This window comes from Pseudomonas capeferrum, from assembly GCF_013523055.1.
GTDB lineage: Bacteria > Pseudomonadota > Gammaproteobacteria > Pseudomonadales > Pseudomonadaceae > Aquipseudomonas > Aquipseudomonas capeferrum_A.
The window spans coordinates 17,124-43,462 of sequence record NZ_JAAMQM010000012.1 but is presented as its reverse complement, the minus strand read 5'-3'; the positions used below and the strand labels follow the sequence as shown (position 1 = coordinate 43,462).

General features: G+C 61.8%; 23 protein-coding genes and 3 pseudogenes. 13 read left to right on the top strand and 13 right to left on the bottom strand.

Annotated features, from left to right (window positions below; all coding sequences use genetic code 11):
- Positions 1–2: 2 nt before the first annotated feature.
- Complete coding sequence (gene pncB / locus G7009_RS14745) at positions 3–1,208, bottom strand: nicotinate phosphoribosyltransferase (RefSeq protein ID WP_181130815.1); 1,206 nt, start codon at positions 1,206–1,208, stop codon at positions 3–5.
- Between the two features lie 458 nt (positions 1,209–1,666).
- On the opposite strand from pncB, the gene G7009_RS14740 reads away from it, so the two are divergent.
- The 6 genes from G7009_RS14740 to G7009_RS14715 all read left to right on the top strand — a co-directional run bounded on the left by G7009_RS14740 (position 1,667) and on the right by G7009_RS14715 (position 8,406).
- Positions 1,667–2,803, top strand: coding sequence for a branched-chain amino acid ABC transporter substrate-binding protein (locus tag G7009_RS14740; protein WP_181130814.1), 1,137 nt, complete (start codon positions 1,667–1,669; stop codon positions 2,801–2,803).
- A 154-nt stretch (positions 2,804–2,957) separates the two neighbouring features.
- Positions 2,958–3,872: an ABC transporter permease subunit gene (locus G7009_RS14735; RefSeq protein ID WP_181130813.1), complete on the top strand. Its 915-nt coding sequence runs from the start codon at positions 2,958–2,960 to the stop codon at positions 3,870–3,872.
- 2 nt (positions 3,873–3,874) lie between these two features.
- Complete coding sequence (livM, locus tag G7009_RS14730; RefSeq protein WP_181130812.1) at positions 3,875–5,158, top strand: high-affinity branched-chain amino acid ABC transporter permease LivM; 1,284 nt, start codon at positions 3,875–3,877, stop codon at positions 5,156–5,158.
- Positions 5,155–6,030: an ATP-binding cassette domain-containing protein gene (locus G7009_RS14725; protein WP_181130811.1), complete on the top strand. Its 876-nt coding sequence runs from the start codon at positions 5,155–5,157 to the stop codon at positions 6,028–6,030. The genes livM and G7009_RS14725 overlap by 4 nt, the downstream gene beginning before the upstream one ends.
- Positions 6,027–6,743: an ABC transporter ATP-binding protein gene (locus G7009_RS14720; protein ID WP_181130810.1), complete on the top strand. Its 717-nt coding sequence runs from the start codon at positions 6,027–6,029 to the stop codon at positions 6,741–6,743. The genes G7009_RS14725 and G7009_RS14720 overlap by 4 nt, the downstream gene beginning before the upstream one ends.
- An 895-nt stretch (positions 6,744–7,638) precedes the next feature.
- Positions 7,639–8,406 carry an SDR family oxidoreductase gene (locus G7009_RS14715; protein ID WP_181130809.1) on the top strand — a complete coding sequence of 256 codons (768 nt, stop codon included), beginning with the start codon at positions 7,639–7,641 and terminating at the stop codon, positions 8,404–8,406.
- Here the strand turns inward: G7009_RS14715 and G7009_RS14710 are convergent, their stop codons facing one another.
- From G7009_RS14710 to G7009_RS14700, 3 genes and pseudogenes are all read right to left on the bottom strand, one after another.
- Positions 8,407–9,516, bottom strand: coding sequence for an AGE family epimerase/isomerase (locus tag G7009_RS14710; RefSeq protein ID WP_258197947.1), 1,110 nt, complete (start codon positions 9,514–9,516; stop codon positions 8,407–8,409).
- Between the two features lie 92 nt (positions 9,517–9,608).
- Entirely contained in the window at positions 9,609–10,241 is a 633-nt protein-coding gene (fabR, locus tag G7009_RS14705; RefSeq protein ID WP_181130807.1) for an HTH-type transcriptional repressor FabR, read from the bottom strand.
- Positions 10,242–10,369: 128 nt separating this feature from the next.
- Positions 10,370–10,594, bottom strand: a pseudogene (locus G7009_RS14700) (hypothetical protein); the annotation flags it as partial.
- Positions 10,595–10,934: 340 nt separating this feature from the next.
- Between G7009_RS14700 and G7009_RS14695 the strand changes: the two are divergent.
- Positions 10,935–12,992: an AsmA family protein gene (locus tag G7009_RS14695; RefSeq protein WP_181130806.1), complete on the top strand. Its 2,058-nt coding sequence runs from the start codon at positions 10,935–10,937 to the stop codon at positions 12,990–12,992.
- A gap of 258 nt (positions 12,993–13,250) precedes the next feature.
- Here the strand turns inward: G7009_RS14695 and G7009_RS14690 are convergent, their stop codons facing one another.
- Positions 13,251–13,781 carry a ferritin-like domain-containing protein gene (locus tag G7009_RS14690; RefSeq protein WP_181130805.1) on the bottom strand — a complete coding sequence of 177 codons (531 nt, stop codon included), beginning with the start codon at positions 13,779–13,781 and terminating at the stop codon, positions 13,251–13,253.
- 49 nt (positions 13,782–13,830) lie between these two features.
- Entirely contained in the window at positions 13,831–14,172 is a 342-nt protein-coding gene (osmE, locus tag G7009_RS14685) for an osmotically-inducible lipoprotein OsmE (RefSeq protein WP_181130804.1), read from the bottom strand.
- Between the two features lie 127 nt (positions 14,173–14,299).
- Between osmE and G7009_RS14680 the strand changes: the two genes are divergently transcribed.
- From G7009_RS14680 to G7009_RS14665, 4 genes and pseudogenes are all read left to right on the top strand, one after another.
- Positions 14,300–15,190 (top strand): esterase/lipase family protein, encoded by an 891-nt coding sequence (locus G7009_RS14680; protein ID WP_181130803.1) that lies wholly within the window; start codon positions 14,300–14,302, stop codon positions 15,188–15,190.
- A gap of 317 nt (positions 15,191–15,507) precedes the next feature.
- A pseudogene (locus tag G7009_RS28240) lies at positions 15,508–15,787 on the top strand (PsiF family protein); the annotation flags it as partial.
- Between the two features lie 26 nt (positions 15,788–15,813).
- Positions 15,814–16,005: pseudogene (locus G7009_RS14670) on the top strand (PsiF family protein); the annotation flags it as partial.
- A 100-nt stretch (positions 16,006–16,105) separates the two neighbouring features.
- Positions 16,106–17,113 carry an AI-2E family transporter gene (locus G7009_RS14665; RefSeq protein WP_181130802.1) on the top strand — a complete coding sequence of 336 codons (1,008 nt, stop codon included), beginning with the start codon at positions 16,106–16,108 and terminating at the stop codon, positions 17,111–17,113.
- 30 nt (positions 17,114–17,143) lie between these two features.
- Here the strand turns inward: G7009_RS14665 and G7009_RS14660 are convergent, their stop codons facing one another.
- Positions 17,144–18,415, bottom strand: a complete 1,272-nt coding sequence (locus tag G7009_RS14660; protein ID WP_181130801.1) for an Hsp70 family protein — start codon at positions 18,413–18,415, stop codon at positions 17,144–17,146.
- Between the two features lie 163 nt (positions 18,416–18,578).
- Here G7009_RS14660 and cbpA point away from each other — a divergent pair, with 163 nt between their 5' ends.
- A complete protein-coding gene (gene cbpA / locus G7009_RS14655; RefSeq protein WP_181130800.1) occupies positions 18,579–19,523 on the top strand; it encodes a curved DNA-binding protein in 945 nt (314 codons plus the stop codon).
- 2 nt (positions 19,524–19,525) lie between these two features.
- Positions 19,526–19,831 carry a chaperone modulator CbpM gene (locus G7009_RS14650; protein WP_181130799.1) on the top strand — a complete coding sequence of 102 codons (306 nt, stop codon included), beginning with the start codon at positions 19,526–19,528 and terminating at the stop codon, positions 19,829–19,831.
- A gap of 283 nt (positions 19,832–20,114) precedes the next feature.
- Here G7009_RS14650 and G7009_RS14645 read toward each other — a convergent pair whose 3' ends face one another.
- The 6 genes from G7009_RS14645 to urtA all read right to left on the bottom strand — a co-directional run bounded on the left by G7009_RS14645 (position 20,115) and on the right by urtA (position 26,335).
- A complete protein-coding gene (locus G7009_RS14645) occupies positions 20,115–20,633 on the bottom strand; it encodes a GNAT family N-acetyltransferase (protein WP_181130798.1) in 519 nt (172 codons plus the stop codon).
- Between the two features lie 31 nt (positions 20,634–20,664).
- Positions 20,665–21,363: an urea ABC transporter ATP-binding subunit UrtE gene (gene urtE / locus G7009_RS14640; protein ID WP_181130797.1), complete on the bottom strand. Its 699-nt coding sequence runs from the start codon at positions 21,361–21,363 to the stop codon at positions 20,665–20,667.
- A gap of 64 nt (positions 21,364–21,427) precedes the next feature.
- Positions 21,428–22,291, bottom strand: a complete 864-nt coding sequence (gene urtD, locus G7009_RS14635) for an urea ABC transporter ATP-binding protein UrtD (protein ID WP_181130796.1) — start codon at positions 22,289–22,291, stop codon at positions 21,428–21,430.
- Positions 22,288–23,367: an urea ABC transporter permease subunit UrtC gene (gene urtC / locus G7009_RS14630; RefSeq protein ID WP_181130795.1), complete on the bottom strand. Its 1,080-nt coding sequence runs from the start codon at positions 23,365–23,367 to the stop codon at positions 22,288–22,290. Before urtC ends, urtD begins: the two co-directional genes overlap by 4 nt.
- Positions 23,367–24,860: an urea ABC transporter permease subunit UrtB gene (gene urtB / locus G7009_RS14625; protein WP_181130794.1), complete on the bottom strand. Its 1,494-nt coding sequence runs from the start codon at positions 24,858–24,860 to the stop codon at positions 23,367–23,369. Before urtB ends, urtC begins: the two co-directional genes overlap by 1 nt.
- Positions 24,861–25,069: 209 nt before the next feature.
- Positions 25,070–26,335, bottom strand: coding sequence for an urea ABC transporter substrate-binding protein (gene urtA, locus G7009_RS14620; protein WP_181130793.1), 1,266 nt, complete (start codon positions 26,333–26,335; stop codon positions 25,070–25,072).
- Positions 26,336–26,339: the final 4 nt, after the last annotated feature.

Below are 26,339 nucleotides of genomic sequence, written 5' to 3'. Positions count from 1 at the left end.
GGTTACTCCTTGTGGGGGACGTTGAATACATGACGCAGATAAGCGACGAAGTTGGGGTCGCGGCACTGGGTCTTGGCGGCTTCGTCGGAGATCTTGGCGACCGGCGACCCGTTGCAGTCGGTCATTTTAAGCACGATGCTCATGGGCGCCACACCTGGGATATCACACGTCAGGTTGGTGCCGATGCCGAAGCTCACATTGATGCGACCGTGCAAGGCGCGGAAGATTTCCAGCGATCGGGGCAGGTCGAGACCATCGGAAAACACCAGCGTCTTGGTCATCGGATCGATACCCAGCTTGCGATAATGCGCGATGGCCTTTTCCGCCCATTGCACCGGCTCGCCCGAATCATGGCGCAGGCCGTCGAACAGCTTGGCGAAATACAGATCGAAATCGCCCAGGAAGGCATCCATCGTGATGCAGTCGGTCAGGGCGATACCGAGCAGGCCGCGATACTCGCGCACCCAACAGTCCAATGCGGCGATCTGACTGTCGATCAACCGTGGCCCCAGCTGCTGGTGCGCCATGATCCATTCATGAGCCATTGTGCCCAGAGGCTTCAGATCCAGTTTCCATGCCAGGTTGACGTTGCTGGTACCCACGAAGCGCCCCGGGAAGTCATCGCGCAGTACGCGCACCACTTCTTCCTGGACCTTGCCGGAAAAACGCCGGCGGGTTCCGAAGTCGGCCACCTGCAGATGCGCCAGCTCGTCGTCGCTGGCGTGGGCACGCAGCCAGTCGAACTTACGGTAGAGCTGATCGCGGGCTTGCGCCAGACGAGTGTGCGGATGGAGGTGACGGTTGCGGACTTCGCTGATGATCGCCAGCAAGGGCACTTCGAACAGGATCACATGCAACCAGGGGCCACGTACCCGCAGACTCAGCTGGTCATTTTCGATCCCTAGCTGGAGATAGCGCAGGTTGAAGCGAAACAGGCGGAGAAAGCGCAGGAAATCGGGCTTGAGAAAGCTGATACGTTCGAGGAAGTCTAGTTGCTGGTCGTCCATGCACAGCTCGCAGAGCTGCTCGATCCGGGTGCGTATCTCCGCCAGATAAGGGCGCAGGTCTTCACCATTGCGACAGCGAAACTCCCATTCGACATCGACGTTCGGGTAGTTGTGCAGCACCGCCTGCATCATGGTGAGCTTGTAGAAATCGGTATCGAGCAGATTGTCGACGATGCGCTCGGCGAATGCGCTCTCGCTCATTGAAAGGCTCCAGGTCATCGGCGCTCCGCGAGGCAGCGCAAGCGCGGGGAAGGGTAGCCATTGTGCCAGCCTTTGCCTCCAGCATGACCATTTTCAGTGCTCGGCCCACTATCGCTGCGAAATTTCCTACACAAGCTAGCCTTGCAATGGTGCCAGTTGTAGCAAGTGCGCACCTTCGATGTGCACTTCGGTGACGTCTGTTGTTACAGGGAGGTTGCACATCGATACCGGGCGAGGTTGCAATGATGGCACCGAAGGGTTGCGCTCCTCTCATGGATCGAGTGGCGCCGATCTTGGCTGGCAAGGTTGCACGCTCCGTAACGTAGCGGACTGAGGCCGAATCGTTGCCGCTCGATCAGGTGTTTTCCGTGCAGACAAAACCGATGGCACGGCCCTTGCTCGGAGCAGAGGGCTGAAGTTGTAGTGCCAACCAAAAAAAACTCTAGGAGCACCACCTCATGTCGCAGACGTTTTACAGGAAAGGTTTTCTGGCTCTTGCCGTGGCTTCGGCATTGGGCATTTCTTCGTATGTCCAGGCCGACATCAAGATCGGTGTAGCGGGCCCGATGACCGGTGCCAACGCAGCGTTTGGCGAGCAATACATGAAAGGTGCCCAGGCGGCGGCCGACAAGATCAATGCCGCGGGCGGGGTCAACGGCGAAAAGATCGTCCTGGTCCCTGGCGATGACGCGTGCGAACCGAAGCAGGCGGTAGCCGTGGCCAACCGACTTGTCGATCAGGACAAGGTGGCGGGCGTGGTGGGACACTTCTGCTCTTCCAATACCATTCCCGCTTCCGAGGTCTATGACGAGGCCGGCATCATCGCCATCACGCCAGGTTCGACCAATCCTGCGGTAACCGAGCGAGGCCTCTCGGGGATGTTCCGCATGTGCGGTCGCGATGACCAGCAGGGGATCGTCGCGGGCGACTATATCGTCGATGTACTCAAGGGCAAGAAAGTCGTGGTCCTCCACGACAAGGACACCTATGGCCAAGGCCTGGCGGATGCAACCAAGGCCCAGTTGGAGAAGCGCGGCGTGAAGCCTGTGATGTACGAGGGCCTGACCCGTGGCGAGAAGGACTTCAGCGCCGTGGTCACCAAGATTCGCGGCGCCGGTGCCGACGTCGTCTACTTCGGCGGCCTGCATCCGGAAGCCGGTCCGCTGGTACGTCAGCTGCGCGAGGCAGGCCTGAAGGATGTGAAGTTCATGTCCGATGATGGCATCGTCACCGACGAATTGGTCAGCACCGCCGGCGGTGCCCAGTACACCAATGGCGTGTACATGACCTTCGGCGCCGACCCACGGCTGCTGCCGGACAGCAAGGCCGTGGTCGAGGAGTTCCGCAAGAACGGCACCGAGCCCGAAGGCTACACCCTGTACGCCTATGCGTCGCTCCAGGCCTTGGCCGCCGCGTTCAACGGTGCCAAGTCCAACAAGGGCGAAGAGGCCGCCAAGTGGCTCAAGGCCAACCAGGTCGACACTGTCATGGGCAAGAAGGATTGGGATGACAAGGGCGACCTGACCGTCTCCGACTATGTGGTCTACCAGTGGGATGACAAGGGCAAGTACCACCAGCTGGAAAAACAAAAATAACAACGGCATCCGGCCCGGGCATGCGCCTGGGCCGTTGTTCCTGCGGTACCTGTCTTTACTCGTAGATCTGCATGGTCCCGTACCGCGACGGCCGCTTCATCCCTGGCCTGGCGTGGCCGGTGCCCGTGCAATCTCAATCAGGTGAGATTGCGTTATGGATGGTATTTTCCTGCAGCAACTGATCAATGGCCTGACCCTCGGGTCGGTCTATGGTCTGATCGCCATCGGCTACACAATGGTCTATGGCATCATCGGCATGATCAACTTCGCGCATGGCGAGGTGTATATGATTTCCGCGTACCTCGCGGCAATCAGCCTGGCATTGCTGGCCTACTTTGGCGTCGAATCTTTCCCCCTGCTGATGCTGGGCACCCTGTTGTTCACCATCGTCGTCACCGGCGTCTACGGCTTCACCATCGAACGCATCGCCTACAAACCCTTGCGCAACTCGACACGCCTGGCTCCGTTGATCAGCGCCATCGGCATCTCGCTGATCCTGCAGAACTATGCCCAGATCAGCCAGGGCGCCCGTCAACAAGGCGTACCTACCCTGCTCGAAGGCGCCTGGCGCGTCGAGGTCGGCACCGGGTTCGTACAGCTGACCTACACCAAGATCTTCATCCTGATCGCCGCCTTCGCCGGCATGGCGCTGCTGACCTATGTGATCAAGTACACCAAGCTGGGCCGCATGTGCCGCGCCACCCAGCAGGATCGCAAGATGGCCTCGATCCTCGGGATCAACACCGATCGGGTGATTTCCTACGTGTTCGTCATCGGCGCGGTGATGGCTGCGCTGGCGGGCGTGCTGATCACCATGAACTACGGCACCTTCGATTTCTACGCCGGTTTCATCATCGGTATCAAAGCGTTCACCGCCGCGGTACTGGGAGGCATCGGCTCGCTGCCGGGCGCCATGCTTGGCGGGATCATCCTGGGTATTTCCGAGTCTCTGTTTTCCGGCCTGATCAACTCCGACTACAAGGACGTGTTCAGCTTCTCGCTGCTGGTACTGATCCTCATCTTCCGTCCGCAAGGCCTGCTGGGTCGCCCGCTCGTGGCTAAGGTGTGAACATGTCCGCTGCCAAATCTTCCGGTATCGATATCAAACGCAGTTTGCTGGAGACGCTCGTCGCCGGCTTTCTGGCCCTCATCGTATTTGGTCCCGTCGTCGGCGTGGTACTCGACGGTTACAGCTTCAACGCCGAGCCGAGGCGGGTCGCCTGGCTGGTTGGAGGCGTGATGCTCGGGCGCTTCGTACTCAGCCTGTACCTGCAGAGTGGGGTAGGCCAGCGCATGCTCCAGGGGTTCGACAGCGGTGGCTCGGGAGTTCATGTGCTTGCGCCCGACTACAAGTCGCGCCTGCGCTGGATCATCCCGGCGTTGATCGTCATCGCCATCGTCTTTCCGATATTCGCCAACAAGTACCTGCTGACCGTGGTCATCCTCGGCCTGATCTACGTATTGCTCGGCCTGGGCCTGAACATCGTGGTCGGCCTGGCGGGCCTGCTCGACCTGGGCTATGTGGCGTTCTACGCCATCGGGGCCTATGGCCTGGCGCTGGGCTACCAGTACCTCGGCCTGGGCTTCTGGACGGTGCTGCCACTGGCGGCGATCGCCGCGGCGCTGGCCGGATGCATCCTGGGCTTCCCGGTCTTGCGCATGCACGGTGACTACCTGGCCATCGTCACCCTGGGCTTCGGCGAGATCATTCGCCTGGTGCTCAACAACTGGCTGTCGTTCACCGGTGGGCCTAACGGCATGCCGGCGCCATCGCCGACCCTCTTCGGTCTGGAGTTCGGCCGTCGTGCCAAGGATGGCGGCGTACCCTTCCATGAGTTCTTCGGCATCGACTACAACCCCAACCTGAAATTCCTGTTCATCTACATCGTGCTGTTCCTGGTCGTTCTGGCCGTGCTCTACATCAAGCATCGCCTGACCCGCATGCCGGTCGGGCGAGCCTGGGAAGCGTTGCGCGAGGACGAGATCGCCTGCCGCTCGATGGGCCTGAACCACGTGCTGGTCAAGCTCTCGGCGTTCACCCTCGGTGCCTCCACGGCGGGATTGGCCGGGGTGTTCTTCGCCACCTACCAAGGGTTCGTCAACCCTTCGTCCTTTACCTTCTTCGAGTCGGCACTGATCCTTGCCATCGTGGTGCTGGGCGGCATGGGTTCGACCGTGGGCGTGGTGATCGCGGCCTTCGTGCTGACCGTGGCGCCGGAGCTGCTGCGCAGTTTCTCCGAGTACCGCGTCCTGCTGTTCGGCGTGCTCATGGTATTGATGATGATCTGGCGACCGCGCGGGTTGATCCGCATCAGCCGCAGCGGTGTGGTCCCGCGTAAAGGAGTGGCGCCATGAGCGACGAAATCATTCTCTCGGTCGACAACCTGATGATGCAGTTCGGTGGCATCAAGGCGCTCAGCGATGTCAGCCTGAAGGTCAAGCGCAACGATATCTTCGCCCTGATCGGCCCCAACGGCGCGGGCAAGACCACGGTGTTCAACTGCCTGACCGGTTTCTACAAGGCCACCGGTGGGCGCATCGAGCTGAACGTGCGCGGTGGCCAGACCAACGTCATCCAGCTGTTGGGCGAGCGCTTCCGGGCGGCGGATTTCACCTCGCCTGCGAAGTTCGCCAGCCGTGTGTACTACAAGATGTTCGGAGGCACTCATCTCGTCAATCGCGCGGGGCTGGCGCGGACCTTCCAGAACATTCGCCTGTTCAAGGAAATGTCGGTGGTGGAAAACCTGCTGGTGGCCCAGCACATGTGGGTCAATCGCAACCTCCTGGCCGGCGTGCTCAATACCAAGGCCTATCGCCAGGCCGAGAGCGACGCCCTTGACCACGCCTTCTACTGGCTGGAAGTGGTCGATCTGGTCGACTGCGCCAACCGCCTGGCGGGCGAACTCTCCTACGGCCAGCAACGTCGGCTGGAGATCGCTCGAGCCATGTGCACCCGGCCCAAGATCATCTGCCTGGATGAGCCCGCCGCCGGTCTCAACCCTCAGGAAACCGAGGCGCTGAGCCGAATGATCCGCGTCCTGCGGGACGAGCACGACATCACCGTGGTGCTGATCGAGCACGATATGGGCATGGTCATGAGCATTTCCGACCATATCGTCGTCCTCGACCACGGCAACGTGATTGCCGAGGGCACACCACAGGATATCCGTAACAACCCGATGGTGATCGCCGCTTACCTGGGTGCCGACGAAGAGGAACTGGTATGACTGCACCCATTCTCGAATTGAGGGACCTGGACGTGTTCTACGGCCCGATCCAGGCGCTGAAGAAAGTTTCGATGCACATTGTCGAAGGCGAGACGGTCAGCCTGATCGGCGCCAACGGTGCCGGCAAGTCGACCCTGCTGATGTCGATCTTTGGCCAGCCGCGGGCGGCCAGTGGGCAGATCATCTACCGCGGCACCGATATCACGCGCAAGTCATCGCACTACATCGCGTCCAACGGCATTGCGCAATCGCCGGAAGGGCGGCGGGTATTTCCGGACATGACCGTCGAGGAAAACCTGATGATGGGGACGATCCCGATCGGTGACAAATACGCGGATCAGGACATGCAGCGCATGTACGAGCTGTTCCCGCGGCTCAAGGAACGACGCAACCAGCGGGCGATGACCATGTCGGGCGGCGAGCAGCAGATGCTCGCCATTGCTCGGGCATTGATGAGCCGGCCCAAGCTGTTGCTGCTGGACGAACCCTCGCTTGGGCTGGCCCCGATCGTGGTCAAGCAGATCTTTGCCACCCTGCGTGAACTGGCCCAGACCGGCATGACCATCTTCCTGGTCGAACAGAACGCCAACCATGCGCTGAAGCTTTCCGACCGGGCCTACGTCATGGTCAACGGTCAGATTCGCATGACCGGTACCGGGCAAGAGCTGCTGGTGAACGAAGAGGTCCGCAATGCCTACCTGGGTGGGCATTGACCGGGAACGCTTCCGGGGAGGGCCCAACAGCAGTTGGTTAAGCCTCGCAGTCTGCATTGGGCTGCTTCGCAGCCCTTCGCGGGCAAGCCCGCTCCCACAGAGGTGGACTGTCCCCAAGAAGTTGGACACCAATCCAGCCCTTGGGGACAGTCCAAGGGCATAGTTCCTGGGACCGATGCTCATGTGAAGCAACTGTCTTGCGCAAAATTTGAAATGCATGCGTTCCCCTGTGGGAGCGGGCTCGCCGCAACGCTGTCCCGTTGCCCATGACTGACCGGCCTCAGGACCAAGCCATGTCGCCCTTATCCACATCTTTGAAGTGGTCCACCGTTGATGTGGACAAGTAGCCGCAGCGACTATTGGGGTACCTGCCTATATCCGCTGCAAACCCTTGCTTTCACAGGCCGGTAATTGTCCACGGATAATGTGGAGCTGCCTGTGGAAAACATGGTCGTATAATGCTAGAGGCCTTGAGTTCAAAGGCTTTCATAGATGTGATCATTATTTGATCAACAATCTCTTGCATGTCTGCCGACAGGCATACTTCTGTGTTTCGACACGCTGGAACTAGGGACGCTGGCCTGTGGGTAACTCTGTGGGAAAGCCTTGGATAGACCCCTGGAAAGCTTATGAATCAAGGCGTTGCGCCATTACGATATAGGCCGCCATGGAACATTCGAGCCATATTTAGTTCCCCAGGTCGCCAAAGTTGCCCCCATTCAGTGGGGAAAGCCTTGTGGATAAGATGCGTATAGACCGCCGCAAGGCTTCTGCGACAAGGCTTTGCGAGTTTTGTACATATTTTGATCATATTTGCGAACAGCTTGCTTGACCATGCGAGCGGCGGGCATGCTTTGATGATCTGCACAAGGCATTCATCGCAAAGGAGATCAGCATGACATCTACCGTATTCATCACTGGCGCCACGTCCGGGCTTGGCGAGGCATGCGCCCGACGCTTCGCCGAGGCCGGTTGGTCACTGGTGCTGACCGGCCGCCGCCAGGAACGACTGGACGCTTTGTGCGCCGAGCTATCGGAGCAGACCCAGGTGCATGGCCTGGTACTCGATGTGCGTGATCGCAAGGCTATGGAAACGGCCATTGCCACACTGCCGCCCGCGTTCGAGAAATTGCGTGGCCTGATCAATAACGCCGGCCTGGCCCTAGGCACCGAGCCCGCGCAGGAATGTGACCTCGACGCTTGGGAGACCATGGTCGACACCAATATCAAGGGCCTGATGTTCAGCACTCGTCTGCTGCTGCCCCGCCTGATCGCCCACGGCAAGGGCGCCACTATCCTCAATGTCGGCTCGGTCGCAGGCAAGTATCCCTATCCGGGCAGTAACGTCTATGGCGGCACCAAGGCCTTTGTCGGCCAGTTTTCCCTGAGCCTGCGATGCGACCTGCGCGGCACGGGCGTGCGCGTCAGCAACATCGAGCCAGGCCTGTGCGAAAGCGAGTTCTCCCTGGTGCGCTTCGGTGGCGATCAGGCACGCTACGACGCCACCTACGCCGGAGCTGATCCGATCCAGCCCCAGGACATTGCCGAGACCGTCTTCTGGATTCTCAACCAGCCGGCCCACATCAACATCAACAGCCTCGAGCTGATGCCGGTGAGCCAGGTTTGGGCAGGGTTCTCGATCGATCGGTCGGCGAAGGGTTGATCACTCTGCCGCTGGCAAGCCCTGGAGGCAGGTAGCCAGGTGGTAAGGGGTAGTCGACGGCATGTCATGTCGGCTGACCACGCCATTGGCGTCCAGGCACTCATACCAGCCGGCGGGATGCATGAAGCGCTGCTGCATGGCCTCCAGCTGAAGCGGGAGCAGTTGCCTGGCATGCTTTCGCAGAGCCAGGGCGCGCAGGTATTCGGCCTGGGCCCAGATGCGCTGGGTGGCATCGATGACGTTCCCTTCCACGTCGAGCATGGCCAGCACGGCGCAATCCTTGACGCCGTGTCGCTCGGAGTATTCGAACGCTCGGCTGATCGATGCATGCAGCGGGCTGCCGCGCAACAACGGCGACGTTTCAAGCAGGTAGTACCATTCGAACTGATGACCGGGTTCGAACCAGTTATCCACGGTGCCCCGTGGTTTTTCCAGCATCAGGCCGTGGGTCGGCTCGATGAATTGGGTCTGCAAGGACTCGCAGAGGCGAATCAAGGCTTCTTGCACTTTTGCATCATCCCGCACGGCCAGGGTTGCCAGGTAGGCTTCCGCCAGGTGCATCAGTGGGTTCTGCAGAGGGCCACTGTTCAGATCCGCCCAATCCTCGCCAAGATTCGCTTCGTACAAGCCATCGCCGCGCGCGAAGCGCTCATGGATCACCTCGAGGGCGGCATTCAGCGTCGACTCGACCAGCGGATCGCTTACCTTGCCCCAGTAATGGGCGCAGGCGAAGACGATGAATGCGTGGGTATAGAGATCCTTGCGTCGGTCCAGCGGTTTGCCTTGCGCGTCGATGCTGTAGAACCAGCCGCCATGTTCGGCATCGTGGAAGTGCCGACGCAGCGAGCGGAACAGGGCGGCGGCGCGTTCGGCGGCACCCGGCTCGCCAATGCGGCTGCTGAACAGATACAGCTGACGGGCGCAGGCCATCGCTCGATAGCGTTGCACGGGCAACGGTCGGTGCTGTTCGTCCAGGGCCTCGTAGGGCAACGCCATGTCGGCGTTCCAGCCCGGACCTTGCCACAACGGCACGATGCATTCGGCGAAGTGTTGGCGCAGGCGGGCGAGACGGGTATCGAGGACGGACTCGGCGGGGCTTGGGTCGAACATGAAGAAGCTCGTCGCAATCGGGCAGTGCGTCATGGTAGCAGGATTCAGCTATCGCTTCGCTGGAGCGCGAAAGCGCCAGGTCGACGCAGCGATCAGTCGCGGTTGCCCAGCCCCTGCCAGTGGCGGGCGCCGACGAAGATGAAACGCAGTTGCTGGGTAATCTTTTCCTGTGGTGACAGAGCCCGTCGGTCATCCGGCTCGGTGCGATCGATCAGCTCGGGCAGGGTGGCGAACACGGTCTTGACCACCAGGTCGGCCATTACCGCCAAGGCAGGACTGTCCAGATGGTGCCAGCGGCGCATTCGCGCAAGGTCGGTGGCAAGGTCCGAGCTGATGTCCTCGCGGAGCCTGGCGATGGCCTGTCGCACGGCTTGCGAGCCGCCGTACTGCTCACGGGCCAGGAACAGGAACTGGGCGCGATGGGCCGCGACCACGTCCAGGAAGATCCGTACCGAGGCATCGGTGATGCCGCCCATTTCGAACTCGTTCTGGCGCACCAGGCGAATGGTGTGGCGAAAGGTGGCATCGACTTCATCGACCAGGGCCAGGCCGAGTGCGTCCATGTCCGTGAAGTGGCGATAGAACCCTGTGGGGACGATCCCGGCAGCCCTGGCCACTTCACGCAGGCTGATGCTGCCGAACCCGCGACCGCTTTCCATCAGTTGGCAGGCGGCGCCAAGTAAGGCCTGGCGAGTCTGGAGCTTCTGTTCGGCGCGCGGCGACATGATCGGGTATCGATGACAGTTCGGGTCCGCACTCTAGATAAAAAAACGAAGCCCGGTCAATGGACCGGGCTTGGGAGGGGAGCAGACACGACACTGAGGGTGCTCGGTTTCAGGCATGGTTGTCAGCCCATGCGGCCGGTTTCGATCAGACGATCGGAACCACCTTCGGCTACACGGTCGTTGCGCTCGATCAGGCGGTCGGAGCCACCCTCGGCCAGCGTCTTCAGAGAGGAGACAGCTGTAACCGAGCTGGAGCGCGATTCGCCGCGCAGATGCATTTCATCGGCTTGCAAGGCATGGGCATTGGCAGCGAGGAGGGACAGGGTCAGGGTCAATCGTACGTACGGTTTCATGATGGCGGCGCTCCTTCGAGGGCGGGCAAGTGGGTACGACGCCAATGCTACGCCCGGTGGCCAGAGAGAGAAGTGCATAGGGCTAATGGTAACAATCGATACCATTGATAACGCCTTGGACGTCTCTATCACGGTAGTTTTGGAGGGAGTGATAACGAATGGCCGGGATTGGCGGTCGCGCTTTCAGGTTGCCGAACGCCCAAGATGACAAGGAAGCGCTACTGAAAATCCCAACTATCTTCCTGTTGAGTTAAACCCAGCGGGCTTTCATCAGTCCGACATACAGAATGCCGTCGTCTCACCCCGCTTTTTGCTACGCAGTCATCAGGAGAACCCCGCAATGACGCGCCCCGCCAGAATCATCACCTGGATCCTCGCCAGCCTGCTCGTGCTGCTGGCAATACTGGTGGTGGTGATCGCCACCTTCGACTGGAACCGGGTCAAGCCGACCATCAACGAAAAAGTCTCCGAAGCCTTGCATCGTCCATTTGCCATCAACGGTAACCTGGCCGTGCAGTGGCGGCGCGAGCCCGAGGAGGGTGGTTGGCGGGGTTGGGTGCCATGGCCGCGTTTCATTGCCGAAGACTTGACCCTGGGCAATCCCGACTGGCTCAAGGATCCGCAGATGGTCGGATTGGAGCGAGTCGAATTCCGTCTATCTCCCGTGCCGCTGCTGTTCCACCGAATCGTCATCCCGCGCATCGACCTGACCAAGCCCACGGCCCAGTTGAATCGACTGGCCGATGGTCGGGCGAACTGGAACTTCGAGTTCGAGCCCAAGGACGAAAACGCCGAGCCCTCCAGCTGGGAGCTGGACATCGGCGCGATCGGTTTCGACCAAGGCAACGTCGGCTTCGATGACCAGATGCTCAAGGCCGATGCGAAAGTCCAGATCGACCCGCTGGGCAAGCCTATTCCGTTCAGTGAGATCGTCGGCAAGGCCAGTGCCGACAAGGCCGGCGGCACTCAGGATTACGCATTTGGCCTCAAGGTCCAGGGGCGCTACAAGGGCCAGGCGGTGTCGGGCACCGGAAAGATCGGTGGCCTGCTGGCATTGCAGGATGCCAGCCAACCCTTCCCGTTGCAGGCTGATGTACGAATTGCCGATACCCATGTCGTGCTCGCCGGTACGCTGACCGACCCACGCAACCTCGGCGCGCTGGACCTGCGCCTGCGCCTTTCCGGCAACAGCCTTGGCAATCTCTATCCATTGACCGGAGTGACCCTGCCAGACTCGCCCGCCTACTCCACCGATGGCCATCTGACCGCCAACCTGAAGGCAGCCGAAGGGCCACGTTTTCGCTATGAAGGCTTCAACGGCAAGATCGGTGACAGCGATATCCACGGCGACCTGGCGTTCGTTTCGGGACAGCCACGCCCCAAGTTGAGTGGCAAGCTGGTCTCCAATCAGTTGCTGTTCAAGGACCTTGCGCCACTGATCGGTGCCGACTCCAACGCCGAGCAGAAGGCGCGTGGTGGCGCCAGCAAGCAACCGACCGACAAGGTCCTGCCGGTCGAAGAGTTCCGCACCGAACGCTGGCGTGCCATGGATGCCGATGTCACCTTCAGTGGCAAGAAGATCGTGCACAGTGAGCAACTGCCGTTCAATGACCTGTCCAGTCATGTCCTGCTGGAGGATGGCGTGTTGCGCCTTGATCCTCTGCGCTTCGGCGTGGCTGGCGGTAACCTGAACTCACGGATTCGCCTGGATGGCCGCAGCACGCCCATGCAGGGCAGCGCGCAATTGACTGCGCGAGGCTTCAAGCTCAAGCAACTGTTCCCGACCTTCGCGCCCATGCAGACCAGTTTCGGCGAACTGAACGGCGATGCCAGCCTGACCGGTCGCGGCAACTCCGTGGGCGCGCTGCTCGGCACCTCCAATGGCGATCTGCGCCTGTTGATCAATGACGGGGCGGTCAGCCGCAGCCTGATGGAGATTGCAGGCTTGAACGTCGGCAATTACGTGGTCGACAAGCTGTTCGGTGACCAAGAGGTGAAGATCAACTGCGCGGCGGCCGATGTGGGTATCAAGGATGGCCTGGCGAAAACCCGTCTGTTCGTCTTCGATACCGAGAACGCGATCATCTACATCGATGGCACGGCCAATTTCGCCAGTGAGCAACTGGATCTGGAGATCACCCCCGAATCGAAGGGGCTGCGCCTGTTCTCCCTGCGCTCGCCTCTTTATGTGCGCGGGACCTTCGGCCAGCCACGCGCGGGTGTCAAGGCGGTGCCATTGGCATTGCGTGGCGCGGGAATGGTCGCATTAGGCGCCGCCTTGGGCCCGGCGGCGGGTCTGCTGGCATTGATTGCGCCGGGCGATGATGTGCCGGATCAGTGCGCGCCCTTGCTGCAGCGGATGAAGTCTGGGAAGGCACCTAAAGCTGTCAAGGAATGAGTGGAGAGGGCGAGCGGCCAGAAGCAGGAGGATGGCCGCTGTTCCACGGGTAGGAACCTTGCGCTGGATCGCGGCGTGATGAGCAGGGTCAGGCGGGAGCGTGGATGAATCGAGTGCCAGCCACGCGGCACTCGATCTGAACAACCTCAAAAAGCCAGACCGCATGCGCCTGACAGGCAGACATGCGGTTGCAACCTGACGGCTCCTCTACTTCGCTGAGGAGCCGTCAGGTTGCATTGCTATGTCGAACAACGGCCATCAAAGCCCTTTCAACAGGTCCGCCATGTCATCGGCATGCTCTTCTTCCTGCGCCAGGATATCTTCGAAGATGCGACGGGTAGTCGGATCGGATTCACCGATGTACTGGATGATCTCGCGGTAGCTGTCGATGGCGATACGTTCTGCCACCAGGTCTTCCAGAACCATCTCGCGCAGGGTATTGCCCGCGACATACTGCGCATGCGAGTTGCGGCTCAGGTTGTCAGGGTTGAAGTCAGGTTCGCCGCCAAGCTGGACGATGCGTTCGGCCAGGCGGTCGGCGTGCTCGAGCTCCTGGTTGGCGTGCTCGAGGAATTCGTCGGCTGCCACGCCAGCCTTGATACCGCTGGCCATGAAGTAATGACGCTTGTAGCGCAAGGTGCAAACGAGTTCGGTGGCCAGCGACTCATTGAGCAGGCGCAGGATCTGTTCGCGGTCGGCGGAATAGCCTTCGGTCACGGCGCCCTTTTCGACATGCTGGCGGGCACGCTCGCGAAGGACTTGGATATCGGTCAGTTCAACATTGCTCATCTTTATCTCCGAACAGATCAGGGCGGTAGGTCACGGTAAAGGCGAAAACTCAGGTGCCGGAAACGGCTTCCTTGTCCTCTTGTCTTTGCTTGCAGGTCTTGAAGCCCTTGGCATCCACATGGCCGGTGGCGTCGAAACGCACGTAATAAGGCTGTTGGCTGCCATCGCGGTTGAGGATGTAGTCGTTGCAGGTTCCGCCATGGGGCAGATCGATGACATTCGACGGGCTGCCGCCGATGGCGATGACTTTCTGCATGGTCATGCCGTTTTCGACCTGCTTCACCAGGGGCTCGTCGCGGTAGGTGACATAGTCCACCGGATTTTCCGGACGGCTGCCGCAGGCGGCCAGGGTCGCACTTGCCAGAAGGATCGCCAGGGTCTGCTTGTACATGGTCCCACTCCTTGGTCAGGGGTCTGTATCAGGTTGGAACCGCAGCGAGCGTCGGGAGTTCGATTGCGGTGGTCGCTCGCGCCGCTGTAGTGTGGGCCGTCCATCCGGGGCAGGAGGAAACAGGGTCATGAACCAGACGATGGCGACGCGATACCCGCTGGTCCTGGTGCCAGGCATGCTCGGCTTCGTGCGATTGCTCGTCTATCCCTACTGGTTCGGCATCGTGCGTGCCTTGCGGCGCGGCGGTGCGCAGGTATACGCCGTGCAGGTCTCGCCGCTGCATTCGAGCGAAGTGCGCGGTGAGCAACTGCTGCTGATCATCGAGGACATCTGCTGTCGCACCGGTGCGACAAGGGTCAATCTCCTGGGGCATAGCCAGGGCGCCCTGAGCGCTCGCTATGCCGCGGCCAAGCGGCCGGAGCGGGTCGCCTCGGTCACCTCCATCGCCGGACCCAACCACGGTTCGGAACTGGCCGATCATCTGGAGCGCAAAGCGTCCGGCGCGTCACCTCAGGGCCGCCTTCTCAGGACGTTGCTGCATGCGCTCGCGGTCCTGATGGGCTGGCTGGAAACCGGATGGCCCCGAGAAAGCCTGCCTATCGACGTGCATGCGTCCCACCACTCGCTGACCAGTGCCGGCGTGACGCTGTTCAACCAGGCTTATCCACAAGGGTTGCCCATGCGCTGGGGAGGCGAGGGCCCGGCCGAGGTGAACGGTGTGCGCTATTACTCCTGGTCCGGCACGCTGCAGCCGGGGGTCACCGACCGCGGTCGCAATCGTTTCGACGGCAGCAATCGCTTCTGCCGATTGTTCGCGCGCAGCTTTGTGAAAGAGAAGGGTCAGTGCGACGGCATGGTCGGCAGGTACAGCTCACACCTGGGACAGGTGATTGGGGACGACTACCCTCTAGACCATCTCGATATCGTCAATCAGTCGTTCGGCGCCGTGGGCAGGGGCGCCGACCCGGTGCGCCTATTCACCGAGCATGCCGCGCGCCTCAAGGCAGCAGGGCTCTGAAACGATTGACTGCTCGCCGATCTGTACCTGCTTTCATCGCGTGTAGTCTGGCACTCCGGCAAAGCCTGGTGTCAGTCAGTCATGGAAATCGCCTGGATTTCTGGTGCCGAGTTCATTTGCGCTCCTGACGGAACGCCACTCCTACCTGTGGGAGCGGGTTTACCCGCGAAGAGGTCCTCTCTACCACCCTCTCTGTATGGCAAGAGCTGCGCTCTTGTTCGCGGGTAAACCCACTCCCACAGGGGGCGGACCCGCAGACATTCCTGGCTACACTCATCCCATGTCGTATACCCGGCACGGTGATCAGGATACACACCATGAAACTGCTGCAGATGGCATTGCTTGCAGTGGGTCTGTCAATGGGCGCACAGGTGATCGCGGCTACTGCGCAGCAGGAGAAAATGAAGTAGTTGCAACGCCCAAGCCTCAGCGAAGCTTCTCAAGGGCGACGAGCGCAAGGCCTGCATGAGCACCTGCCTCAAGGCCAAGCCTGCAACCCAACAGCAGAAGATGACAACCTGCAACACCGACGCGACGGCGGCAGCGCTCAAGGGCGACGAGCGCAAGGCCTGCATGAGCACCTGCCTCAAGGCCAAGCCTGCAACCCAACAGCAGAAGATGACACCTGCAACACCGACGCGACGGCGGCAGCGCTCAAGGGCGACGAGCGCAAGGCCTGCATGAGGACCTGCCTCAAGGCCAAGCCTGCAACCCAACAGCAGAAGATGACAACCTGCAACACCGACGCGACGACGGCAGCGCTCAAGGGCGATGAGCGCAAGGTATTCATGAGTGACTGCCTAAAGAGCAAGTGACCCATCTCGGGGCCAAGCAGGTGGTTGCTACTGGCGCTATGCCTGCTTGGCGAAGGCTGGCAGACTGCGGTTCTTTCTCGCAGTTCGCCATTGAGGCTGTATGACCTTTACCCCCCGCCAGATCACCTTGGCCAGCTGGATCATCGTCTTTTCCGGTCTGTTGCTCGTTCTGCCACTCAAGTTGCTACCCAGCCTGCTGGCGGGCCTGCTGGTATTCGAGCTGGTCAACATGCTCACGCCAAGGCTCGAGCCGGTCATCGCCGGACAGCGAGCGCGTTGGCTGGCGGTGGCGCTGCTCGGGACACTCGTGGTCAGTACCCTGACGCTGCTGTTCGCTGGCGCATTCAGTTTCCTGTTGCACGAAGCCGAGAATCCCGGCGCTTCGCTGGACAAGTTCATGGTGCTGGTGGACCAGGCGCGTGGCCAGTTGCCCCCTTTCATCGATGTCTACCTGCCAGCCAGCGCCGCAGAGTTCAAGGTGGCCATCGGCGACTGGCTCAAGACTCATCTGGGCGAATTGCAGTTGGTGGGCAAGGGCGCGGCGCACATGTTCGTGACCCTGCTGATCGGCATGATCCTCGGTGCCATCGTCGCCTTGCAGCGCATGCCGGATATCTCCCGGCGCAAGCCGCTTGCCGGCGCCCTGTTCGAACGCCTCAGCCTGCTGGTGCAGGCATTTCGCAACATCGTCTTCGCCCAGATCAAGATCTCGCTGCTCAATACCCTTTTCACCGGCATCTTCCTGGCGGTGATCTTCCCGCTGTTCGGCGTGCACCTGCCGCTGACCAAGACCCTGATCGTCCTGACCTTCCTGCTCGGCTTGCTCCCGGTGATCGGCAACCTGATGTCCAACACCCTGATCACCATCGTCGGCCTGTCGCTATCGATCTGGGTGGCAGTGGCAGCCTTGGGCTACCTGATCGTCATCCACAAGGTCGAATACTTCCTCAACGCGCGCATCGTCGGCGGGCAGATCAGTGCCAAATCCTGGGAGCTGCTGTTGGCGATGCTGGTCTTCGAGGCCGCGTTCGGCCTGCCGGGGGTGGTGGCAGGGCCGATCTACTATGCGTACCTGAAAAGCGAGCTCAGGCGCGTCGAGTTGGTCTGAGGCGTCGCCATTGCAGCGACGCCTTGGTGTTCAGCACGTGCCGTAGCGCTTGCGTGCCTCGATCGCCAGGCCACTGCCGATGCTGCCGAAGATGTTGCCTTCCACATGGCGGGCAGTGGGCAACATGGCGGCGACACTGTGGCGCAGGGCAGGGATGCCACTAGAGCCGCCCGTGAAGAAGACCGTGTCGACCTGGCGTTCGTTGACGCCGGCCTTGGCCAGCAGCTCTGTAACGCTACCGCGCACGCGCTCGAGCAGACCTTCGATGGCACCCTCGAACAGGGATCGGGTCAGGTCCACGGTCAGGCCCGGCTCGATGCGAGTCAGGTCGACGGGGCGGCTCTCGCATTCGGTCAGCTCGATCTTGCTGGCTTCGACTTCCATCGCCAGCCAGTGCCCGGCGCGTTGCTCGATCAGCTTGAACAGGCGATCGATGCCCAAGGTGTCTTCGATGTCGTAGCGCATGCTGCCCAGGGCGAGTTGAGACTTCTGCGAGTACAGGGCGTTGATGGTATGCCAGGTGGCCAGGTTGAGGTGGTAGCTGGTCGGCATCAGGGCCCCGCTCTTCATGCGGCTGCCGTAGCCGAACAGCGGCATCACGCCCTGCAGGCTGAGCTGCTTGTCGAAGTCGGTACCACCGATGTGCACACCGCCGGTGGCTAGGATATCGGCGTGGCGGTCGGCCAGCAGGTGGCGCTCGGGCGACAGGCGGATCAGCGAGAAGTCAGAGGTACCACCGCCGATGTCGACGATCAGCACCAACTCCTCGCGGCTTATGCTCGACTCGTAGTCGAACGCAGCGGCAATCGGTTCGTACTGGAAGGACACTTCCTTGAAGCCGATCTTCTTGGCGACCTCGGCGAGCGTGTCCTCGGCTTCTTGGTCGGCGGCCGGGTCTTCGTCCACGAAAAATACCGGGCGACCCAGCACCACTTCATCGAAGCTGCGGCCGGCATCGCTCTCGGCTCGCTTCTTCAGCTCGCCGATGAACATGCCCAGCAGGTCCTTGAAGGGCAATGCACTGCCGAGCACACTGGTGTCGTGCTTGATCAGCTTGGAACCCAGGAGGCTCTTGAGCGAGCGCATCAGGCGCCCTTCGTAGCCTTCCAGGTATTCGTGCAGCGCCAGGCGGCCATAGGCGGGGCGACGCTCTTCGATGTTGAAGAAGACCACGGAGGGCAAGGTGATCTTGCCGTCTTCCAGGGCGATCAGCGATTCGACGCCGGGACGGTGCCAGCCAACAGTGGAGTTGGAAGTGCCAAAATCGATGCCGCAGGCACGGGCCGAGGATACGTCAGACATGAGGAAAAGGCTTCCGGAGGCAAAACGGCCGCGCAGTTTATGCCAGTGGACGGCAGAAGCAAGACCGATTGTCTTCCAGCGACGAAGCCAATCGCACCTTGAAAGGCTATGCTTGGCCCCTATCTTCAGATGCATTGCACAATTTTCGATAGCGAGCCCTTAGATGGACTTCAAAGACTACTACAAGATACTGGGCGTGGAGCCGACGGCGGATGACAAGGCCATCAAGGCCGCCTACCGCAAGCTGGCCCGCAAGTATCACCCCGATGTGAGCAAAGAGCGCGACGCCGAGGAGAAATTCAAGGAGGCCAACGAGGCCTACGAGGCCTTGGGTAATGCCGAAAAACGCGCCGAATACGATGAGCTGCGCAAGTACGGCCAGCATGGCCGCCCGTTCCAGGGACCGCCCGGTTGGGAAAGCCGCGGCGCAGGCGGCGGGTTCGAGAACGGCGATTTTTCCGACTTCTTCAGCTCGATCTTCGGCGCGCGTGGCGGCAGCCCCTTCGGTCGCGGCCAACAACAAAGTGCCAGCAGGCGAGGGCAGGACGTGGAACTTGAACTGGCGGTCTTCCTTGAGGAGACCCTTAACAAGGAATCGAAGCAGATCAGTTTCCAGGTACCTCAGCACAATGCCCATGGCCAGCGAACCGGTTTCAGCACCAAGACCCTGAACGTCAAGATCCCCGCGGGCGTCAGCGACGGCGAGCGCATTCGCCTCAAGGGCCAGGGCGCGCCGGGCGTCGGTGGCGGTCCCAATGGCGACCTGTTCCTGACCATTCGCATGGCGCCGCATCCACTGTTCGATGTCGAAGGACACGACCTGATCATCACCGTGCCTCTGGCCCCTTGGGAAGCAGCCCTGGGGACCAAGGTGGCGGTGCCGACCTTGACCGGCAAGATCAACCTGACCATCCGCCCGGACAGTCAGAGCGGTCAGCGACTGCGGGTCAAGGGCATGGGTCTGGCCAACAAGCAGGGCGAGCGCGGCGATCTTTATGCGCAATTGAAGGTGGTGATGCCCACGAAGTCGGATGACGCCACCCGAGAACTCTGGACCAAGCTTTCCGAGAAGGCTGCGTTCAACCCGAGGACACAATGGAGTAGTTGATCATGAGCAGCACCCTGATCGTTCAACTGGACATGCGAACCCTCTGCCAGGAGGCCGATCTCACGGCCGACTGCGTGATCGAGATCGTCGAGCACGGCATCCTGGAACCATCGGGGCGAACGCCGGAAGACTGGGTCTTCGATGACCGAGCCCCGGTGGTGCTCAAGCGCGCGGCCAAGCTGCACCAGGAGCTGGAGCTGGAGTGGGAAGGCGTGGCGCTGGCCCTGGAGCTGCTGGAGGAAGTACACCAGTTGCGCACCGAGAACAGCATGCTGCGCCAGCGTCTGGGCAGGTTTACCCAGATGTGAAGATGACTGCCGCCGCGGCACAGTCCAATACCAGTCAGCTAAGAGCAAGCATCCAGTGCTCGGGGTCGGGACTTGTTGCGTTGCTGATGGCCTATCGCGGGGCAAGCCCGCTCGCCACCTAAAGCGGTGCACTGCGCACCGGTGGCGAGCGGGCTTGCCCCGCGATAGGCCATCAGCAACGCAACAGATTTCAGAGTCCGAGAGACAAGGTCAGCCTCTAGGAATCGAATGCTTTCCTTGACCGACCGGCATCGAGCCTAGCCGACCAGGTGATTGCTGGAAGTCATTTCCGAGCCTGCGCTCCAGGAGCGAGCATCAACTGCATGAAGGTCAGGTCGAGCCAGCGGCCAAACTTCACTCCCACCTGCGGCATCTGCCCGGTGGTCACGAAGCCTTGGCGCTCGTGCAACCTGATCGAGGCGGCGTTTCCGCTCTCGATGGCGGCGACCATGACATGCTTGCCGCAGGCACGGGCCCGCTCGATCAACGCCGTCATCAAGACGGGTCCCAGGCCCTTGCCGCGCTGATCGCTACGGATGTACACGGAGTGCTCGACGGTAAAGCGAAAACCCTCGAAGGGGCGCCAGTCGCCGAACGAGGCGTATCCCAGCACGCCACTGTCATCCACCGCCACCAGGATCGGATAGCCCTGTGTGGCGCGTGCCTCGAACCAGGCCTGGCGATTGGCCAGGTCGACCGGGTTCTCGTTCCAGATCGCGGTAGTGTTGAGGACGGCGTCGTTGTAGATGTCGAGGACACCCGGCATGTCGTCGGGCAGGGCGTCGCGGATCGAATGGCTCATGACTGCTTCTCGCAAGGGAACTGGGTGCAGGTTAAATGGTTACCAGCCCGCGTACACCCTCGCTCTGCATGTTTTCACCTCGTCCCTTCTGGATGATTTCGCCGCGTGCCATCACCAGGTAATGATCGGCCAGTTCCGCGGCGAAGTCATAGAACTGCTCTACCAGCACGATGGCCATGTCGCCTCGGCTGGCCAGCGTGCGGATCACCATGCCGATCTCCTTGATCACCGACGGCTGGATACCTTCGGTAGGCTCGTCGAGGATCAGCAGGCGAGGTCGGCTGGCCAAGGCACGACCGATGGCCAGCTGTTGCTGCTGGCCGCCGGACAGGTCGCCGCCGCGCCGGTGTTTCATTTGCTCCAGCACCGGAAACAGTTCGTAGATGAACGTTGGTACCTCTCTGGCTTCGCGGGCAGGGAAGCGTGACAGCCCCATCAGCAGGTTTTCCTCGACGGTCAGGCGCGCGAAGATCTCGCGACCCTGTGGCACATAGGCGATCCCGGCGTGTACCCGCTGTTGCGGCTTCAACGAGGTGATGGGCCTGCCTTCCCATTGCACGCTGCCTTCGCGAGCGGGCACCAGGCCCATCAGGCACCGTAGCAGCGTGGTCTTGCCCACCCCGTTGCGCCCGAGCAGGCACGTCACCTCGCCGATCCGGGCCTCCAGGGAGACTCCGCGAAGGATATGACTCCCGCCGTAATACTGGTGCAGTTCACTGACCTGAAGCATGTGCCATTCCTCGTTGCGGCCAGCCGTACCAGGCCTGGCCATTCATTCTGTAGCCCGTTGCGCCTCAGCGCCCCAGATACACCTCGATCACCCGGTAATCCTCCTGCACCTGCGCCAGCGATCCTTGCGCCAGCACGCTGCCTTGATGCAGGACCGTGACATGGTCGGCGATGCTGCCGACGAAGCCCATGTCGTGCTCTACCACCATCAGCGAGTGCTTGCCGGCCAGGCCCTTGAACAGTTCGGCGGTAAACTCGGTCTCGGCGTCGGTCATGCCCGCCACTGGCTCATCCAGCAGCAACAGTCGCGGCTCCTGGACCAGCAACATGCCGATCTCCAGGAACTGCTTCTGCCCATGCGACAGCAGCCCGGCCTGACGGTGGGCCATTGGCAGCAGGCGTAACGTGGCCAGCACTTCGTCGATGCGCTGGCGCTGGCTGTCGTCCAGACGCGCCGCCAGGCTCGCCCAGACCGACTTGTCGGTCTTGAGCGCCAGCTCCAGGTTCTCATGCACGGTCAACGCCTCGAACACCGTGGGCTTCTGGAACTTGCGACCGATTCCGGCCTGGGCGATCTGCACCTCGCTCATGCGCGTGAGGTCGAGGGTATCGCCAAACCAGGCGCTACCGGTCGTGGGCCGGGTCTTGCCGGTGATCACATCCATCAGCGTGGTCTTGCCAGCGCCATTGGGCCCGATGATGCAGCGCAGTTCGCCCAAGGCGATGTAGAGGTCCAAGGCATCGAGGGCCTTGAACCCGTCGAAGCTGACGCTGATATCTTCCAGGCTCAGTACGGTCCCGTGGCGTGCGTCCAGGCCTTTGCCACGGGGGCGGCCCAGGCCGATGGCTTCGCGGCCGGCACCCAGGTCGTCGAGCACCGGTTCGAGCATGAACTCGGGATGGATGACGGGCAGGGGGATGCCTCTCATGACTGGCTCCTTTTTTTCAACAGGCCGACCACGCCCTTGGGCAGGTACAGGGTGACCAGAATGAACAGTGCCCCGAGGAAGAACAGCCAGAACTCGGGGAAGGCTACGGTGAACCAGCTCTTCATGCCGTTGACCAGGCCAGCGCCGAGCAGCGGGCCAATCAGCGTGCCGCGTCCGCCCAACGCGACCCAGACAGCCGCTTCGATGGAGTTGGTGGGTGACATCTCGCTGGGGTTGATGATCCCCACCTGCGGCACGTACAACGCGCCAGCCAGACCGCAGAGCACGGCGCTCAATACCCACACCAGCAGCTTGAAGCCGCGCGGATCGTAGCCACAGAACATCAGGCGGTTCTCGGCATCGCGCACGGCCGTCAGCAGCCTGCCGAACTTGCTGCGGGTCAGGCACCAGCACAGGTAAAGGCTGGCCAGCAGCAAGGTAACGGTCAACAGGAACAGCACCGCTCGCGTCCCTGGCGAGGCCACGTCGAAGCCGAGGATGGTGCGGAAGCTGGTGAAACCGTTGTTACCGCCGAAGCCGGTCTCGTTGCGGAAGAACAACAGCATCCCGGCAAAGGTGAGGGCCTGGGTCATGATCGAGAAATACACGCCCTTGATCCGTGAGCGGAACGCGAACCAGCCGAATACCAGGGCCAGCAAGCCAGGTGCCAGCACCACCAGGCACAGCGCCCAGGCGAAATGCTGGGTGCCGACCCAATACCAGGGCAGCTCGGTCCAGGACAGGAACGTCATGAATGCCGGCAGACCCTCACCGGCGGCCTGGCGCATCAGGTACATGCCCATGGCATACCCGCCGAGGGCGAAGAACAGACCGTGCCCCAGCGACAGCAGCCCGGCATAGCCCCAGACCAGGTCGAGGGCCAGGGCGACGATGGCATAGCAAAGGATCTTGCCCACCAGCGTCAGGGTATAGGCCGAGACCTGCAGGCTGTGCCCGGCAGGCAACAGCGACAGCAGAGGCAAGGCCAGCAGCACCAGGATGACGACGGTGCCGATGGCCAGCGACAGGCGTGGTCCGGCTTTTCGGGTGGCGGTGACAAGCAGAGGCTGGTTCATCAGTCGATTACCCGTCCTTTGAGGGCGAACAGGCCTTGCGGACGCTTCTGGATGAACAGGATGATCAGCGCAAGGATGAGGATCTTGCCGAGTACGGCACCGATCTGCGGTTCCAGCAGTTTGTTGGCGATACCCAGGCCGAAGGCGGCCCAAAGGCTCCCGGCGAGCTGACCCACGCCACCGAGGACGACCACCAGGAAGGAGTCGATGATGTAGCTCTGCCCCAGGTCAGGACCGACATTGCCGACCTGGCTCAGCGCCACGCCGCCAAGCCCTGCGATACCGGAGCCCAGGCCGAAGGCGAGCATGTCCACTCGGCCGGTGCTCACTCCGCAGCATGCCGCCATGTTGCGGTTCTGGGTCACCGCGCGCACGTTCAGGCCCAGCCGCGTGCGGTTGAGCAGCAGCCAGGTGAGCAGCACCACCGCCAGGGCGAAGCCGATGATCACCAGGCGGTTGTAGGGCAGGACCAGGTTGGGCAGCACCTGCAGCCCACCGGACAACCAGCCGGGATTGCTCACCTCGACATTCTGCGCGCCGAACAGCAGGCGGATCGCCTGGATCAGGATCAGGCTGATGCCCCAGGTCGCCAGCAGGGTTTCCAGCGGGCGACCGTAAAGATGGCGGATGACCGTGCGTTCCAGCAGCATGCCGACCCCGCCGCTGGTCGCGAAGGCCACGGGCAGCGCGACCAGCGGATAGAACTCGATAGCCCCGGGCAGGTGGCGTTGCATCAGCACCTGGACCATATAGGTGGCATAGGCGCCGAGCATGAGCATTTCGCCGTGGGCCATGTTGATCACGCCCAGAAGACCGAAGGTGATCGCCAGCCCCAGCGCCGCGAGCAGCAGGATCGAGCCTAGCGACAGCCCGCTGAACGCTTGCCCCAGCAGCTCGCCGATCAGCAGCTTGCGTTCGACCTGGGCGAGGCTGGTCTGGGCCGCCGTGCGCACCGTGGAATCGCTCTCCACGCCGGGTTCGAGCAGCGTTTCGAGGCGGGTGCGGGCCTGTGGGTCGCCGGTCTCGCCCAGCAGGCGCACGGCCGCCAAACGCACCCTGGGCTCGCTGGCGCCCAGTTGCAGGCTGGCCAACGCCAGGGCCAACGCTGCCTTGACGCCCTTGTCGGGTTCGCTCGCCAGGCGCCGGTCGAGGAAGGCGACTTGTGCCGGTTGCGCGCTCTTCTGCAGATATTGCGCGGCAGCCAGGCGCACCGCCACGTCTTCACTGAGCAGTTGGTGACTGGCCAGCGCGTTGTCGATCAGCCCGCGCAAGCGATTGTTCAGGCGGACCTTGCGGCTGTCGTCGGCGCCGATCCGGCCTTGTTTGAGCGCGCTCAGCAGGGCGAGTCGGGCCGGATCGGGTTGCGCCGCCCAGTTCTGGAGCAGGCGAGCCTGGTCGGTGGGCTTGGCTGTGATGAAGAATTCACCTTCGCTGGCCTGCGCTGCCAGGGGCAGGAGCAGGAGTAGCAGGAGGGTGTAGAAGGCCTTGGACATGGGGTATCTCGGCAGAGGTTGGATTGTTGTCGCCTGTGCTGGCCTCTTCGCTGGCAAGCCAGCTCCCACAGGTGGGACTGCCCCAGGAAGTTGGACGCCACTCCAACCCTTTGGGGCTGCCCAGGTACAGCGGTGTTCCTGGACTCGACACCGAACCTGTGGGAGCTGGCTTGCCAGCGAATCGGGGCGCTACAGATGGCCCCGCCTACTCAATTCCCTTTCACCGCATAATCCGGACGCTTGTCATTGCCCTGGATGAACGGGCTCCAAGGCTGCGCGCGAAGCGGTTTCTCTGTTTCCCAGACCACGCTGAACTGGCCGTCGTCCTGGATCTCGCCGATCATCACGGGCTTGTGCAGGTGATGATTGGTCTTGTCCATGGTCAGGGTATAGCCGGAGGGCGCCTTGAAGCTCTGTCCGGCAAGGGCCTCGCGAACCTTGTCGACGTCGGTGGACTGGGCTTTCTCCGCCGCCTGCGCCCACAGGTTGATGCCCACGTAGGTGGCTTCCATCGGATCGTTGGTCACGGCCTTATCGGCGCCCGGCAGGTTCTTCGCCTTGGCGTAGGCCTTCCAGTCGGCGACGAATCGCTGATTGGTCGGGTTATCCACCGACTCGAAGTAGTTCCACGCCGCCAGATGGCCGACCAGGGGCTTGGTGTCGATACCGCGCAATTCCTCTTCCCCCACCGAGAAGGCCACCACCGGTACATCGGTAGCCTTCAGGCCCTGGTTGGCCAGTTCCTTGTAGAACGGCACGTTGGAATCGCCGTTGACGGTTGAGATGACCGCCGTCTTGCCGCCCGCCGAGAATTTCTTGATGTTGGCCACGATGGTCTGGTAATCGCTGTGCCCGAACGGCGTGTAGACCTCTTCGATGTCCTTGTCGGCCACGCCCTTGCTGTGCAGGAAAGCGCGCAGGATCTTGTTGGTGGTGCGCGGATAGACGTAGTCGGTGCCAAGCAGGAAATAACGCTTGGCAGCGCCGCCGTCCTCGCTCATCAGGTATTCCACCGCCGGAATCGCCTGCTGATTCGGCGCCGCGCCGGTGTAGAAGACATTCGGCGACAGCTCTTCGCCTTCGTATTGCACCGGGTAGAACAACAAGCCATTGAGCTCCTCGAACACGGGCAGCACCGACTTGCGTGACACCGACGTCCAGCAACCGAACACCACCGCGACCTTGTCCTGAGTCAGCAACTGCCGGCTCTTCTCGGCGAACAGCGGCCAGTTGGACGCGGGGTCCACGACCACCGGCTCGAGCATCTTGCCGTTGACGCCGCCCTTGGCGTTGATCTGGTCGATGGTCATCAAGGCCATGTCCTTGAGCGATGTCTCGGAAATCGCCATGGTCCCGGAAAGCGAGTGCAGGATACCGACCTTGATGGTCTCGGCGGCTTGCAGGGTCCAGCTCATCCCCATGGCGGCCAGGCCGGCGCTGAGGGTGACGGCCTTGATCAGACTGCGACGCTTCATGTGC

Excerpts from the sequence above, each read along its gene's own strand:
- pncB (WP_181130815.1), bottom strand. The coding sequence starts at position 1,208 with ATGAGCGAGAGCGCATTCGCCGAGCGCATCGTCGACAATCTGCTCGAT.
- G7009_RS14740 (WP_181130814.1), top strand. The coding sequence starts at position 1,667 with ATGTCGCAGACGTTTTACAGGAAAGGTTTTCTGGCTCTTGCCGTGGCT.
- G7009_RS14735 (WP_181130813.1), top strand. The coding sequence starts at position 2,958 with ATGGATGGTATTTTCCTGCAGCAACTGATCAATGGCCTGACCCTCGGG.
- livM (WP_181130812.1), top strand. The coding sequence starts at position 3,875 with ATGTCCGCTGCCAAATCTTCCGGTATCGATATCAAACGCAGTTTGCTG.
- G7009_RS14725 (WP_181130811.1), top strand. The coding sequence starts at position 5,155 with ATGAGCGACGAAATCATTCTCTCGGTCGACAACCTGATGATGCAGTTC.
- G7009_RS14720 (WP_181130810.1), top strand. The coding sequence starts at position 6,027 with ATGACTGCACCCATTCTCGAATTGAGGGACCTGGACGTGTTCTACGGC.
- G7009_RS14715 (WP_181130809.1), top strand. The coding sequence starts at position 7,639 with ATGACATCTACCGTATTCATCACTGGCGCCACGTCCGGGCTTGGCGAG.
- G7009_RS14710 (WP_258197947.1), bottom strand. The coding sequence starts at position 9,516 with ATGTTCGACCCAAGCCCCGCCGAGTCCGTCCTCGATACCCGTCTCGCC.
- fabR (WP_181130807.1), bottom strand. The coding sequence starts at position 10,241 with ATGTCGCCGCGCGCCGAACAGAAGCTCCAGACTCGCCAGGCCTTACTT.
- G7009_RS14695 (WP_181130806.1), top strand. The coding sequence starts at position 10,935 with ATGACGCGCCCCGCCAGAATCATCACCTGGATCCTCGCCAGCCTGCTC.
- G7009_RS14690 (WP_181130805.1), bottom strand. The coding sequence starts at position 13,781 with ATGAGCAATGTTGAACTGACCGATATCCAAGTCCTTCGCGAGCGTGCC.
- osmE (WP_181130804.1), bottom strand. The coding sequence starts at position 14,172 with ATGTACAAGCAGACCCTGGCGATCCTTCTGGCAAGTGCGACCCTGGCC.
- G7009_RS14680 (WP_181130803.1), top strand. The coding sequence starts at position 14,300 with ATGAACCAGACGATGGCGACGCGATACCCGCTGGTCCTGGTGCCAGGC.
- G7009_RS14665 (WP_181130802.1), top strand. The coding sequence starts at position 16,106 with ATGACCTTTACCCCCCGCCAGATCACCTTGGCCAGCTGGATCATCGTC.
- G7009_RS14660 (WP_181130801.1), bottom strand. The coding sequence starts at position 18,415 with ATGTCTGACGTATCCTCGGCCCGTGCCTGCGGCATCGATTTTGGCACT.
- cbpA (WP_181130800.1), top strand. The coding sequence starts at position 18,579 with ATGGACTTCAAAGACTACTACAAGATACTGGGCGTGGAGCCGACGGCG.
- G7009_RS14650 (WP_181130799.1), top strand. The coding sequence starts at position 19,526 with ATGAGCAGCACCCTGATCGTTCAACTGGACATGCGAACCCTCTGCCAG.
- G7009_RS14645 (WP_181130798.1), bottom strand. The coding sequence starts at position 20,633 with ATGAGCCATTCGATCCGCGACGCCCTGCCCGACGACATGCCGGGTGTC.
- urtE (WP_181130797.1), bottom strand. The coding sequence starts at position 21,363 with ATGCTTCAGGTCAGTGAACTGCACCAGTATTACGGCGGGAGTCATATC.
- urtD (WP_181130796.1), bottom strand. The coding sequence starts at position 22,291 with ATGAGAGGCATCCCCCTGCCCGTCATCCATCCCGAGTTCATGCTCGAA.
- urtC (WP_181130795.1), bottom strand. The coding sequence starts at position 23,367 with ATGAACCAGCCTCTGCTTGTCACCGCCACCCGAAAAGCCGGACCACGC.
- urtB (WP_181130794.1), bottom strand. The coding sequence starts at position 24,860 with ATGTCCAAGGCCTTCTACACCCTCCTGCTACTCCTGCTCCTGCCCCTG.
- urtA (WP_181130793.1), bottom strand. The coding sequence starts at position 26,335 with ATGAAGCGTCGCAGTCTGATCAAGGCCGTCACCCTCAGCGCCGGCCTG.